The sequence below is a fragment of the Agrococcus sp. Marseille-Q4369 genome, assembly GCF_018308945.1.
Taxonomy (GTDB): Bacteria; Actinomycetota; Actinomycetes; order Actinomycetales; family Microbacteriaceae; genus Agrococcus.
On sequence record NZ_CP070501.1, the window covers coordinates 459,726 to 473,649 of the forward strand.

The 13,924-nt window shown below is 72.9% G+C and carries 9 protein-coding genes; 8 read left to right on the plus strand and 1 reads right to left on the minus strand.

The genetic code is table 11. From position 1 onward, the window contains the following. Positions 1-50 precede the first annotated feature (50 nt). Both JSQ78_RS02395 and JSQ78_RS02400 read left to right on the plus strand, forming a co-directional pair. Entirely contained in the window at positions 51-1,670 is a 1,620-nt protein-coding gene (locus JSQ78_RS02395) for a sensor histidine kinase (RefSeq protein ID WP_211449116.1), read from the plus strand. After that, on the plus strand, positions 1,667-2,875 hold the full coding sequence (locus JSQ78_RS02400) for a diguanylate cyclase domain-containing protein (RefSeq protein ID WP_211449117.1): 1,209 nt from the start codon (positions 1,667-1,669) through the stop codon (positions 2,873-2,875). The genes JSQ78_RS02395 and JSQ78_RS02400 overlap by 4 nt, the downstream gene beginning before the upstream one ends. Here the strand turns inward: JSQ78_RS02400 and JSQ78_RS02405 are convergent. Beyond that, entirely contained in the window at positions 2,857-3,720 is an 864-nt protein-coding gene (locus tag JSQ78_RS02405; RefSeq protein ID WP_349305129.1) for a response regulator transcription factor, read from the minus strand. The two genes, JSQ78_RS02400 and JSQ78_RS02405, sit on opposite strands and share 19 nt — an antisense overlap. Positions 3,721-3,780: 60 nt before the next feature. On the opposite strand from JSQ78_RS02405, the gene coaE reads away from it, so the two are divergent. The 6 genes from coaE (at position 3,781) to uvrC (ending at position 13,892) form a co-directional block, all read left to right on the plus strand. Continuing rightward, positions 3,781-4,425, plus strand: a complete 645-nt coding sequence (coaE, locus tag JSQ78_RS02410) for a dephospho-CoA kinase (RefSeq protein WP_211449119.1) — start codon at positions 3,781-3,783, stop codon at positions 4,423-4,425. Positions 4,426-4,434: 9 nt separating this feature from the next. Further along, positions 4,435-6,486 carry an excinuclease ABC subunit UvrB gene (gene uvrB, locus JSQ78_RS02415; protein WP_211449121.1) on the plus strand — a complete coding sequence of 684 codons (2,052 nt, stop codon included), beginning with the start codon at positions 4,435-4,437 and terminating at the stop codon, positions 6,484-6,486. A 145-nt stretch (positions 6,487-6,631) separates the two neighbouring features. Further along, positions 6,632-7,336 carry a 5-oxoprolinase subunit C family protein gene (locus tag JSQ78_RS02420; RefSeq protein ID WP_249295829.1) on the plus strand — a complete coding sequence of 235 codons (705 nt, stop codon included), beginning with the start codon at positions 6,632-6,634 and terminating at the stop codon, positions 7,334-7,336. Continuing rightward, the gene (locus JSQ78_RS02425) at positions 7,333-9,054 is read left to right on the plus strand and encodes an acetyl/propionyl/methylcrotonyl-CoA carboxylase subunit alpha (protein WP_502756131.1); all 1,722 of its coding nucleotides are present in this window, start codon (positions 7,333-7,335) and stop codon (positions 9,052-9,054) included. The genes JSQ78_RS02420 and JSQ78_RS02425 overlap by 4 nt, the downstream gene beginning before the upstream one ends. A gap of 66 nt (positions 9,055-9,120) precedes the next feature. Continuing rightward, positions 9,121-11,997 carry an excinuclease ABC subunit UvrA gene (uvrA, locus tag JSQ78_RS02430; protein WP_211449123.1) on the plus strand — a complete coding sequence of 959 codons (2,877 nt, stop codon included), beginning with the start codon at positions 9,121-9,123 and terminating at the stop codon, positions 11,995-11,997. Then, entirely contained in the window at positions 11,994-13,892 is a 1,899-nt protein-coding gene (uvrC, locus tag JSQ78_RS02435; RefSeq protein WP_211449125.1) for an excinuclease ABC subunit UvrC, read from the plus strand. Before uvrA ends, uvrC begins: the two co-directional genes overlap by 4 nt. The last annotated feature ends 32 nt before the right edge of the window (positions 13,893-13,924 follow it).

Sequence of the window (13,924 nt, forward strand, 5' to 3'; positions counted from 1 at the left end):
TCCCGCACTGCGAGGCGGGGGAATCGCCCCGTGCGCGGTAGCGTCGGAGCATGATGGCGGCGGTCACGACTGCTCGCGCCGATGGCGCGCGCCCCGACCGTACTCGCGAGCGCGCGACGGCCGTCAACCAGCTGCTCTTCGGCGCCGCCGCGCTCGTGGCGTGCGCGCTCATCGTCGTCGTCGCCGACGTGCGCGAGGGTGAGCTGCTCTTCGGCGGCATGCTGCTCGTGTTCGCGCTCACGATCGCCGCGCTCGTCGTGCCGTGGAACCGCCTCCCGGTGCGCTGGAGCGGGATCGTGCCGGTCGGCGACCTCGTCGCGGTGCTGCTGCTGCAGCTCTCGTACCCGGACGGCGAGGCGTGGCTGCTGTGGACGGTGCCGGCGACCTGGCTCGCCACCGCGCTCGGCTGGCGCGGCCTCGTGCTCGGCGCGGGCGGCTCGACGGTGCTCTTCTGGACGGCGCGGCTCGTCACCGACGACCTCGGCGCGGGCATGCGCGACGTGCTCGGCCCGCTCGCGCTCGCCACCGCATCCGTCGTCGCCTTCATCGCCGCGCGCCGCTCCGCGGCGCAGCGGTCGCTGCTCGACGAGCAGGCCGACTACCTCGACCACGCCGTCGAGCGCGCCAGGCGGCAGGAGGACGCGGTGAGCGAGCTGCTCGACGCGGTCGACTTCGGCGTCGTGCGGATCGGCGCCGACGGCAGCATCTCGGTCGAGAACGACGCCCACGCGCGGCTCATGACGCCCGCGGACGACGCGCAGCTGTTCGAGGCGGACGGCGTGACGCCGACCGAGCCGGGAGCCGTGCCGGTCGCGCGCGCCCGGCGAGGCGAGACCTTCGAGAACCTGCTGCACTGGCAGGGGCCGTCCGGCGACCAGCGCCGCGCGCTGCTGTCGACCGCGCGCCGGCTGTTCGACATCAACGGCGCCGACGTGGGCGCGATCCTCGTCACCCGCGACGTGACCGCCGAGCAGCAAGCGGTGCACATCCGCGACGAGCTCGTCGCCTCCGTCTCGCACGAGCTGCGCACGCCGCTCACGAGCGTGCTGGGACATCTCGACCTCGCCCTCGACTCCGGCGACGTCGGGCCCGGGGCGCGGCGCAGCCTCGAGATCGCCGAGCGCAACGCCTCGCGCCTGCTCGTCATCATCGGCGACATCCTCGCCGCGACCGCCGACGGGCCCGGGCGCTTCGACGTGCGTCCCGTGCGCGAGGACCTCGCGCGCGTCGTGCTCGCGTCCGTCGAGGCGCTCGAGCCGCGCGCCGCCGAGCGCAACATCCGCATCGACAGCTCTGGCATCGAGCCGGCGGAGGCGGAGTTCGACCCCAACCGCATCCGGCAGGTGGTCGACAACCTCGTCGGCAATGCCGTCAACTACCACACGGGCGACGGCCTCATCGAGGTCGGCGTCACGGCCGACGACAAGCACGCGTGGCTCGTCGTGCGCGACGACGGGCCGGGCATCGCGGAGGACGCGCTGCCGCGGCTCTTCGAGCGCCGCTATCGAGCCCAGCCCTCCGGCAGGGCGACGGGCACCGGCCTCGGCCTGTCCATCAGCCGCGATCTCGTGCGCGCGCACGGCGGCGAGATCACCGTCCAGAGCGAGCCGGGCGGCGGCGCCACGTTCGTCGTCCAACTGCCTCGCCGCACCACGGGAGCGACCGCATGACCCTCGATCCAGACACCGTCATCCTCATCACCGCGATCGTCGTCCACGTCGCCGGCGGGCTCTTCGTGCTCGAGACGATGGTCCGCAAGGACGATCGCGCCGGCCGCGTCTGGGCGCTCGGCTTCCTCGCCGCGATGGTCGCGACCGAGGCGTTCGTCGTCGAGGCCGTCATCGACGTGGGCGAGTGGCCGGTCGGCATCGGCCAGGGCACGTGGGTCGCGAGCATGGGCCTGCTGTGGATCGGGTGCCGCGTCTTCAACGGCTGCCACAGCGGCCGCGCCTCGCTCGTCGTCACCCTCGTGTCGCTGCTCGCCTTCCTCGCGGTGCTGCTCGTCGGCACGGGCGAGGAGGGCTGGTCGGCGCGCTGGGTGATGTTCGCCGCGAACGCCGCCTTCTCGGGCCTCGGCGCCGCCGAGGCGCTCCGGGGGTCGCTGCGGCGCACGCGCACGGGCGTTGCGCTCGGCGGCGTGCTCGTCGCGGTCGCCGTCTTCCAGCTCGCGCGGCTCCTCGCCGGCGTGACGATGATGAGCGGTCGCGACACGCTGCGCGTGTGGGCGGATCCCGGGGTCGCCGGCATCGCGACGATCGCCCTCACGATCATCGTCGTCGTCGTCACCTCGGTGCTGCGCGCCGAGCAGGTGCGGCTGCGCGGCACCGAGGACTCCTCGCTCATGGCGATCGCGGCCGATGGCGTGCTGCTCGCACCGTCGTTCTCGCGCGTGCTCGGCGGTCGGCTCATGCGCGCGAACCGCCGGGGCGAGCTCTTCGCGGTGCTCGCGGTGCGCATCGACGCCCTCTCGCGCATCTCGACCGCGTTCGGCGTCGACGAGGCCGAGCACGTCCGGCAAGCCGCGCGCGCGGCCGTCCGCCGGCTCGCGCCGACGACCGCCGCGCTCGGCAGCGACGAGCGCGGTCTGCTGCTGCTCGCGTTCCAGCCGTCGTCGCCGGCGGACGCCCGGCAGCTCGCCGCGCGCATGCACCGCGCGATGCTCGACCAGCTCCGCACCGCCGGGGTGCCGGTCGTGCCGCCCATCGGCATGGGCGTCGCGCTCACGAGCATCACCGGCTACGACCGCGATGTGCTCGTCGAGGCCGCGCGCTCCGCCGCGCGGCGCGCGATGCGCAGCGACGACGTCTCGGTCGTCGTCGCCGGGGAGGACGGCGAGGGGGAGGACGCCGAGCGCGGTCAGGCGGTGCGGCGGTAGCCGACGCCGCGGACGGTCTCGATCCAGCGCGGCTCCGACGGCGACTCGCCGAGCTTCCGGCGGAGGTTCGCGACGTGCACCTCGATCGCTCGCGCGTCGTGCTCGCTCAGGAAGTGGTCCGGCTCGCCGCGCTCGCCGCGCAGCATGCCCGCGAGCTGCAGCTTGCTCACGACCCGGCGGCCGGAGCCCAGCAGCATCCGCAGGATGTCGAACTCACTCCGCGTGAGCTCGATCTCCTGGCCGTCGAGCTCGACGACCCGCGCCCCGGGCTCGAGCCGCAGCCCGCGGTGCTCGAGCATCGACTCGTCGGACTCGTCGTCGACCGGCGCGGGCTGCAGACCCGGAGCCGAGGGCGCGCGATGCGCGGCGGGAGCGGCCTGCGGGGGTAGCGGTGCCGACGGATGCGTCGACGCGAGCGCGCGCGGACGGCGCATCATCGCCTCGATCCGAGCGCGCAGCTCGCGCGGCCGGAAGGGCTTGACGACGTAGTCGTCGGCGCCGGCCTGCAGCCCGACGAGCGTGTCGATCTCGTCGCCGCGCGCCGTGATCATGACCATGTAGGCGGTCGTGAGGCTGCGCACCTGGCGAGCGGTCTCGAAGCCGTCCATGCCGGGCATGTTCACGTCGATCGTGACGACGATCGGGTCGTGCTGCCGGACGAGCTCCACACCGCTCGGGCCGTCGGCCGCCGTGTGCACGGTGAAGCCGCCCCGCGTGAGCACCTGCGCCAGCAGCTCACGGATGTCCTCGCCATCCTCGATGACCACCGCGACGTCCTCGTGCATCGGTTCTCCCGCATCCAGCACCGCGCGTCCCGGTGCGATCTCGCCCATGCTAGCGGGCACCGCCGACGTCTCCGGTGCCCCGCCGCCGAGCCGGCGCCCCGGGCGTGCGAGACTCGAGCCATGCCACTCGTCGCGCTCACCGGCGGCATCGCCTCCGGCAAGTCCACGATCGCCGGTCGGCTCGCGGAGCGCGGAGCGGTCGTCGTCGACGCCGATGCGCTCGTGCGCGAGCTCCAGCAGCCCGGCCAGCCGGTGCTCCGCGAGATCGCGGAGGCGTTCGGCGAGCACCTCCTGCTGCCCGACGGGTCGCTCGACCGAGCCGCGCTCGGCGCGCTCGTCTTCGCCGACGACGCCGCGCGGCGGCAGCTCAACGGCATCGTCCACCCGGCGGTCGGCCGCGAGTCCGCGCGCCGCTTCCGCGCGGCGCTCGACGCCGACCCTGAGGCGGTCGTCGTCTACGACGTGCCGCTCCTCGTCGAGTCCCGCGCGAGCGACCCGTGGGAGCTCGTCGTCGTCGCGCACGCCCCCGCCGACGTGCGGGTCGCGCGGCTCGTGGCGCTCCGCGGCATGGACGAGGCGGATGCGCGGGCTCGCGTCGCGTCGCAGGCGAGCGACGAGCAGCGGCTCGCGATCGCCGACGTCGTGATCGACACCGCGGGCGACCTCGAGCAGACGCTCGCGCAGGCCGACGCCCTGTGGGAGCGGCTGCGCGGCGACGCTCGCGGCGGCGGCCCCCACAGCCGCGATGTGGGTGGCCGCTCCTAGGCTGGAGGCATGGAACCCACGCGTGCCGTGCGGCCGTTCGAGGTCGTGAGCGAGTACGAGCCCTCCGGCGATCAGCCGAAGGCCATCCGCGAGCTCGCAGCCGCCCTGGAGCGAGGGGAGACCGACGTCGTGCTGCTCGGCGCGACCGGCACCGGCAAGAGCGCGACGACCGCGTGGCTCGTCGAGCAGGTGCAGCGCCCGACGCTCGTGCTCGCGCACAACAAGACCCTCGCCGCGCAGCTCGCGAACGAGTTCCGCGAGCTCATGCCGAACAATGCCGTCGAGTACTTCGTCTCGTACTACGACTACTACCAGCCCGAGGCGTACGTCCCGCAGACCGACACCTTCATCGAGAAGGACTCGTCGCTCAACGCCGAGGTCGAGCGGCTCCGGCACTCGGCGACGAACGCGCTGCTGTCGCGCCGCGACGTCGTCGTCGTCTCGACCGTCTCGTGCATCTACGGCCTCGGCACGCCCGAGGAGTACCTCGAGGCGATGGTCGCGCTCCAGGTCGGCATGCGCATCGACCGGCAGGCGCTGCTGCGCCGGTTCGTCGCGATGCAGTACCAGCGCAACGACGTCGCGTTCACGCGCGGCACGTTCCGCGTGCGCGGCGACACGATCGAGATCATCCCGATGTACGAGGAGCACGCGATCCGCATCGAGCTCTTCGGCGACGAGATCGAGGCGCTCTCGACCCTGCACCCGCTCACGGGCGAGGTGCTCTCGCGGCACGACGCGGTGTCGATCTTCCCCGGCAGCCACTACGTCGCCGGCACCGAGCGCATGCACCACGCCATGGAGCGCATCCGCACCGAGCTCGAGGAGCGGCTGAAGGTGCTCGAGCGCGAGGGGAAGCTGCTCGAGGCGCAGCGGCTGCGCATGCGCACGAGCTTCGACCTCGAGATGATGGAGCAGATCGGCTTCTGCTCGGGCATCGAGAACTACTCGCGGCACATCGACGGCCGCGAGCAGGGCGAGCCGCCGCACTGCCTGCTCGACTACTTCCCCGACGACTTCCTCGTCGTGATCGACGAGTCGCACGTGACCGTGCCGCAGATCGGGGCGATGTACGAGGGCGACGCGAGCCGCAAGCGCACGCTCGTCGAGCACGGCTTCCGGCTCCCGAGCGCGCTCGACAACCGGCCGCTCAAGTTCGACGAGTTCCTCGAGCGCACGCCGCAGAAGGTCTACCTCTCGGCGACGCCCGCGAAGTACGAGATGTCGCTCGCCGACACCGTGGTCGAGCAGATCATCCGCCCGACGGGGCTCGTCGACCCGAAGCTCGTCGTCAAGCCGACGAAGGGGCAGATCGACGACCTGCTCGAGGAGATCCGTGTGCGCGCGGAGCGCGACGAGCGCGTGCTCGTGACGACGCTCACGAAGAAGATGGCCGAGGAGCTCACCGAGTACTTCACCGAGGCGGGCGTGCGCGTGCGCTACCTGCACTCCGACGTCGACACGCTGCGCCGCGTCGAGCTGCTCACGCAGCTGCGGCAGGGCGTCTTCGACGTGCTCGTGGGCATCAACCTGCTGCGCGAGGGCCTCGACCTGCCCGAGGTCTCGCTCGTCTCCATCCTCGACGCCGACAAGGAGGGCTTCCTGCGCTCGTCGACGTCGCTCATCCAGACGATCGGCCGCGCGGCGCGCAACGTCTCGGGCGAGGTGCACATGTACGCCGATCGCATCACCGACTCGATGCGGAACGCGATCGACGAGACCGAGCGCCGCCGCGCGATCCAGATCGCCTACAACGAGGAGCACGGCATCGACCCGACGCCGCTCCGCAAGCGCATCGCGGACATCACCGACGTGCTCGCGCGAGAGCAGGCCGACACGGCAGAGCTGCTCGCGGGCGGGCGGCGCGGCGCGCCGACGCCGCGGCTCGCGAAGGACCGCTCGAGCCTCGACGGGCCGGCGCAGCTCGAGTCGATCATCGCCGACCTCACGGCGCAGATGACCGAGGCGGCCGCCGAGCTGAAGTTCGAGCTCGCGGCGCGGCTGCGCGACGAGCTCCACGACCTGAAGCGCGACTTGCGGCAGATCCGCGAGGCGAGCTGAGCGCCCGCCGGCCGCTCAGGCCCTGCCGAGCCGCGCGTAGGCGCCCAGGATGCGCCGCTCCGACTCGGTGAGGTAGCGCTCGAGCTCGGCGGCGGCGGCCTCGGGGCCCTCGTCGACGAGCGCATCGAGCACGACGCGGTTGCGGGTGACGAAGGGCCGGTGGAGCGACTCGAAGTCGGCGATGGCGAGGAACGCGAGCCGCAGCTCCGTCGTCCCCGGCGCGCCCGTCGCCCTCGACGACGGCGACGAGCTGCGGATCGGCGCGATCACCGCGGGCCTCCGCGCGCTCGTGACCGTGCGCGGCGGCATCGCACTCGAGTCCGCGCTCGGCAGCCTCGCGACCGACACCCTGGCCGACCTCGGCCCTGAGCCGCTCGCCGCGGGCGACGTGGTGCCGCTCCACGGCCCCGCGGCGGCGCCCTACGCCGTCGAGCCCGTGCCCGAGCCCCTCGCCTCGCCGCCCGCGCCGGGGCAGGAGGTGCGGCTGCGCATCGTGCTCGGCCCGCGGTCCGACTGGTTCACGCCTGCCGCGCTCGAGGCGCTCACGGCCCAGGCCTGGCTCGTCACGCCGCGCTCGGACCGCGTCGGCGTCCGGCTGGAGGGCACGCCGCTCGAGCGTGCGCGCGACGGCGAGCTCCCGAGCGAGGGCGCCGTGACGGGCGCCATCCAGGTGCCGCCCGACGGCCAGCCCGTGCTGTTCCTGCCGGACCACCCGCTCACGGGCGGGTACCCGATCGTCGGCGCCGTCGTCGACGCCGACCTCGACCTCGTCGGCCAGCTGCCGCCCGGCGCCCGCATCCGCTTCGTCCTCGCCGACGACCACCTGATCGACCTCGGAGCCTCCGCATGACCCGCATCCAGACCGTCCTCATCGCCAATCGCGGCGAGATCGCCGTTCGGGTCGCGCGCGCGTGCGCCGAGGCGGGCATCCGCTCGGTCGCGGTGTACGCCGACCAGGACGTCGATGCGATGCACGTGCGGGCGGCCGACGCCGCCGTCGCCCTGGGCGGCTCGACCGCGGCCGAGACGTACCTCGACATCCCCTCGCTGCTCGAGGCGGCGCGCGCATCGGGCGCCGACGCCGTGCACCCCGGCTACGGCTTCCTCTCCGAGAGCGCCGCGTTCGCGCGCGCTGTCGAGGAGGCGGGCCTGACCTGGATCGGGCCGGCGCCCGCGAGCATCGAGGCGCTCGGCGACAAGGTCTCCGCCCGGCGCATCGCGATCGAGGCCGGCGCGCCGCTCGCGCCCGGCATCGACCGCCCGCTCGAGGGTGCGCACGGGGCCGTCGCCTTCGCCGAGGAGCACGGCCTGCCGATCGTCGTGAAGGCGGCGTTCGGCGGCGGCGGGCGCGGCATGCGCATCGCCAGGACGCTCGAGGAGGTTCCGGAGGCCTTCGAAGCCGCCTCTCGCGAGGCCGTCGGCGCCTTCGGCCGCGGCGAGTGCTTCGTCGAGCGCTACCTCGAGCACCCCCGCCACGTCGAGGCGCAGGTGCTCGGCGACGGCGCCGGCCGCGTCGTCGTCGTGGGCGACCGCGACTGCTCGCTCCAGCGTCGCAGCCAGAAGCTGCTCGAGGAGGCGCCCGCGCCGGGCCTCACCGACGAGCAGCGCGCGCGCATCCACGCCGCCGCGCGCGACATCTGCGCGGCCGTCGACTACCGGGGCGCCGGCACGGTCGAGTTCCTGCTCGCCGCCGACGGCACGATCGCCTTCCTCGAGGTGAACACGCGACTGCAGGTCGAGCACCCGGTCACCGAGATGGTGACCGGTGTCGACCTCGTGCGCGAGCAGCTGCGCATCGCCGAGGGCCGCGGCATCTCGTTCGACGCGACGCCCGCGCCGTCCGGCCACGCGATCGAGCTGCGCGTCAACGCCGAGGACCCGGGCCGCGGCTTCCTGCCGAGCCCCGGGGTGGTGTCGGGCCTGCGGGTCCCCGGCGGACCCGGCGTGCGCTGGGACGCCGGCGTCGAGGCGGGCGACCGCGTCGAGGCGGCGTTCGACTCGCTCGCGGCGAAGCTGATCGTCCACGCGCCCGACCGCGACGCGGCCCTCGTGCGGCTCCGCCGCGCGCTCGGCGAGCTCGAGGTCGAGGGCGTCGCCACGGTCGCGCCGTTCGCGCTCGCCGTGCTCGACGAGCCCGCGTTCTCGACCGAGGGCTTCGCGGTGTCGACGCAGTGGATCGAGGCCGAGCTCATGCCGCGCCTCGAGCCGCAGCTGCGCCCGGCGCCCGCGCCCGCCGACGCGCTCCGCCGCGTCGCGATCGAGGTCGACGGGCGCCGCGTGGTGCTCGGCCTGCCCGACGCGCTCCTCGCGGCCGCAGCGGGAGCGGGCGGCGGAGCGCCCGCGGCGCCGGCGCGCGACGAGGCGGCCGTCGAGGCGCCGGTGCCCGGCACGCTCGTGCGGTGGCTCGTCGACGACGGCGCCGAGGTCGCCGAGGGCCAGGAGCTCGCGGTGCTCGACGCGATGAAGATGGAGACGAAGGCACTCGCGCACCGCGCGGGCACCGTCTCGCGGGTCCTCGAGGAGGGCGCGGCGGCCTCGGTGGGGGAGACGATCGCGCGCATCGGCTAGCGGATCCGAGTGCGCCCTGAGCGAAGCCGAGGGATGCGTGTCAGCGGCCGGTCGTAGGCTTCTTCGGTGACATCCACGACCACGAACACCGCCGAGCTGCACGTCCGCGGCGCCCGCGAGCACAACCTCAAGGACGTCGACCTGCGCATCCCGCGCGACTCGCTCGTGGTGTTCACCGGGCTGTCCGGATCCGGCAAGTCGTCGCTCGCCTTCGACACGATCTTCGCCGAGGGGCAGCGCCGCTACGTCGAGTCGCTCTCCGCCTACGCGCGCCAGTTCCTCGGCCAGGTCGACCGGCCCGACGTCGACTTCATCGAGGGCTTGAGCCCCGCCGTGTCGATCGACCAGAAGTCGACGAACCGCAACCCGCGCTCGACGGTCGGCACGATCACCGAGGTGCACGACTACATGCGCCTGCTGTGGGCGCGCATCGGTGTGCCGCACTGCCCGATCTGCGGCGAGCGCATCCAGCGCCAGACGGTGCAGCAGATCGCGGACGAGCTCATGGAGCTGCCGGAGCGCACGCGCTTCCAGATCCTCGCGCCGGTCGTGCAGCAGAAGAAGGGCGAGTTCGCCGACCTGCTGCGCAACCTCGTCGCAACCGGCTACTCGCGCGCCGTCATCGACGACGAGCTCGTGCAGCTCGCCGACGCGCCCGCGCTCAAGAAGCAGAACAAGCACGACATCTCGGTCGTGGTCGACCGCATGGTCGCCGAGCCCGGCATGCTCTCGCGGCTCACCGACTCGCTCGAGACCGCGCTGCGGCTCGCCGACGGGCTCGCGACGATCGACTACGTCGACCTCGAGTCGAGCGACCCCGAGCGCACCCGCACGTTCAGCGAGAAGCTCTCGTGCCCGAATCGCCACCCCGTCTCGCTCACCGAGATCGAGCCGCGCACCTTCTCGTTCAACGCGCCGTTCGGCGCGTGCCCCGAGTGCACCGGCATCGGCACGAAGATGTCGGCCGACCCGGAGCTCGTGATCGCCGACGAGGCGCTCTCGATCCGCGAGGGCGCGATCTTGCCGTGGACGCAGTCGGGCAAGGGCCTCTACACCTACTTCGAGCGGCTCCTCGGAGGCCTCGCGCGCGAGATGGGCTTCTCGCTCGACACCCCGTGGCGCGACCTCGAGACCGAGGTGCGCCAAGTGGTGCTGCACGGCACCGACGGCAACGTCATGGTGCAGTGGCGCAACCGCTACGGGCGCCAGCTGAAGTACGCGACGGGCTACGAGGGCGTCATGCCCTACATCCAGCGCAAGCACGAGGAGGCCGACAGCGACTGGGTGCGCGCGAAGCACGGCGAGTTCCTGCGCGAGGTGCCGTGCCCCGAGTGCGGCGGCGCGCGGCTCAAGCCCGAGGTGCTGAGCGTGCTCGTGCACGGCTCGTCGATCGCGACGGTCTCCGACATGAGCCTCGACGACGCGCACGCCTACATGGAGGGCCTCGACCTCGACGAGCGCGAGGCGACGATCGCGGCGGCGGTGCTGCGCGAGATCCGCGCGCGGCTCGACTTCCTCATCCGCGTCGGGCTCGGCTACCTCTCGCTCTCGCGCGCCGCCGCGACCCTCTCGGGCGGCGAGGCCCAGCGCATCCGCCTCGCCACGCAGATCGGCGCGGGCCTCACCGGCGTGCTGTACGTGCTCGACGAGCCGTCGATCGGCCTCCACCAGCGCGACAACCGCAAGCTCATCGGCACCCTCGAGGCGCTCCGCGACCTCGGGAACACCCTCATCGTCGTCGAGCACGACGAGGACACGATCCGCACCGCCGACTGGATCGTCGACATCGGCCCGGGCGCGGGGGAGCGCGGCGGCGAGGTCGTGCACTCCGGCGGTTTCGAAGAGCTGCTCGAGCACCCGACCTCGCTCACCGGCAAGTACCTCTCGGGTCGAGAGTCGATCCCGACCCCGACCGAGCGGCGAGCGGTCGACCCCGAGCGGATGCTGCGGGTCGAGGGCGCGCGCGCTAACAACCTCAAGCACCTCGACGTCGACATCCCGCTCGGCGTGTTCGTCGCCGTCACCGGCGTCTCGGGCTCGGGCAAGTCGACGCTCGTGAACGACATCCTCCACAAGGTGCTCGCGAACGCCCTCAACGGCGCACGGCAGGTGCCCGCGCGGCACACGCGCGTGACGGGCCTCCACCACCTCGACAAGGTCATCCACGTCGACCAGGGCCCGATCGGGCGCACGCCGCGCTCGAACCCCGCGACCTACACGGGCGTGTTCGACAAGATCCGCAACCTGTTCGCCGAGACTGCGGAGGCGAAGGCGCGCGGCTACCTCGCCGGCCGCTTCTCGTTCAACGTCAAGGGCGGGCGCTGCGAGGCGTGCATGGGCGACGGCACGCTGAAGATCGAGATGAACTTCCTCCCCGACGTCTACGTCGAGTGCGAGGTGTGCCACGGCGCGCGCTACAACCGCGACACGCTCTCGGTGCACTACAAGGGCAAGTCGATCGCCGACGTGCTGCAGATGCCGATCGAGGAGGCCGCCGACTTCTTCGCGCCCATCTCGTCGATCCACCGCTACCTCAAGACGCTCGTCGACGTCGGCCTCGGCTACGTGCGGCTCGGTCAGTCGGCGACGACGCTCTCGGGCGGCGAGGCGCAGCGCGTCAAGCTCGCGACCGAGCTGCAGCGGCGCACGTCGGGCCGCGCCATCTACGTGCTCGACGAGCCGACGACCGGGCTCCACTTCGACGATGTGCGCAAGCTGCTCGAGGTGCTCGACGGACTCGTCCAGAAGGGCAACACCGTGCTGACGATCGAGCACTCGCTCGACGTCATCAAGAGCGCGGACTGGGTGATCGACCTCGGCCCCGAGGGCGGCTCGGGCGGCGGCACGATCGTCGCGACGGGCACGCCCGAGCAGGTCGCCGAGGTCGAGGGCAGCCACACGGGAGCCTTCCTCAAGGAGATCCTGGGCGCGGGAGTGCGATGACCGCGGCACGCGCGCCGCGGACCGTGCCCTACAAGCCGGCGCCCGGGACGATCCCGACGGCGCCCGGCGTCTACCGGTTCCGCGACGAGCACGAGCGGGTGCTGTACGTCGGCAAGGCGAAGAACCTGCGCCAGCGCCTCTCGAACTACTTCCAGCCGCTCGAGGCGCTGCACGAGCGCACGCGCCGCATGGTGCTCACGGCCGTCCGCGTCGAGTGGACGATCGTCGCGAGCGAGTTCGAGGCGCTGCAGCTCGAGTTCACCTGGATCAAGGAGTACGAGCCGCCGTTCAACGTGCAGTTCCGGGACGACAAGTCGTACCCGTACCTGTCGGTGACGATGGGCGAGGACGTGCCGCGAGCGCTCATCACGCGCAATCGCGGCATCCGCGGCGCCCGATACTTCGGCCCCTACACGAAGGTGTGGGCGATCCGCGAGACGCTCGACCTGCTGCTGAAGGCCTTCCCGATGCGCTCGTGCAGCCAGTCGGTGTACGACCGCGCCGAGCGCTCCGGGCGGCCGTGCCTACTCGGCGACATCGGCAAGTGCTCCGCGCCGTGCGTCGGCCGCGTCACGCTTGCGGAGCATCGCGAGATCGCCCGCGACCTCGTCGCGTTCATGAACGGCGGCGACCAGGACTTCGTCGACCGCGTGCGGGAGGAGATGCAGCGCGCGAGCGCGCGGCTCGAGTTCGAGCGCGCCGCGCGGCTGCGCGACCAGCTCGTCGCCCTCGAGTCGGTGCTCGAGCGCACGAGCGTCGTGCTCTCCGATCGCGTCGACGCCGACGTGTTCGGGCTCGTGCATGACGAGCTGAGCGCCGCCGTGCACCTGTTCGCGGTGCGGGGAGGACGCATCCGGGGCACGAAGTCGTGGGTCGTCGACACCGAGATCGACCTCGACGACAGCGAGCTCGCGACGCAGATCCTGCGCATCGCGTACGACGAGGGCGACCCGCCCGCGCGCGAGGTGCTGCTGCCCAAGCAGCCCGACGCCGTCGCCGAGGTCGAGGCGTGGCTCACCGACCGCCGTGTCGACCACGGGCTGCCCGGGCGCGTCGAGGTGCGGGTGCCGCAGCGCGGCGAGAAGCGCAAGCTCGCCGACTCCGCCACCGTCAATGCCGCGCACGCGCTGCAGGTGGCGCGCACGAAGCGCACGAGCGACTACGTCACGCGCTCGCAGGCGCTGGCCGACCTGCAGGAGGCGCTCGGCATGGCCGAGGCGCCGCTGCGCATCGAGTGCTTCGACGTCTCGCACCTCGGCGGGCAGGGCGTCGTCGCCTCGATGGTCGTGTTCGAGGACGGGCTGCCGCGCAAGGACCAGTACCGCCGGTTCGGCATCGCGCAGACGACCGACGACACCGACTCCATCCACCAGGTCATCACCCGCCGGGCGAAGTACCTCGTCGAGGGCGATCCCGACGCGTCGTCGACCCGCTTCGCCTACGCGCCGCAGCTGATGCTCGTCGACGGCGGCCGGCCGCAGGTGCAGGCGGCGAAGCGCGCGCTCGACGAGCAGGGCGTCACGGGCGTCGCGCTCGCCGGCATCGCGAAGCGCCTCGAGGAGCTCTGGCTGCCGGACGACGAGTTCCCGGTGATCCTCCCGCGCTCGAGCGAGGCGCTCTACCTCGTGCAGCGGCTGCGCGACGAGGCCCATCGCGTCGCGATCAGCTATCAGCGGCAGAAGCGCTCGAGCGCGATCCAGTCGCAGCTGAGCGGCATCCCGGGGCTCGGGCCGTCGCGCGTACGCGCGCTGCTCAAGCACTTCGGCTCCGCGAAGCGCGTGCGCGCAGCGTCCCCCGAGGAGCTGCGCGAGGTGCCCGGCGTCGGGCCTGCGCTCGCGGAGGCCATCGCACGCGCTCTGCGCGCCGATACGATGGAGGCTGACACGCGAGGGTGAGGAACGGCAGGCTGTGAACGCGAGAGAGATCG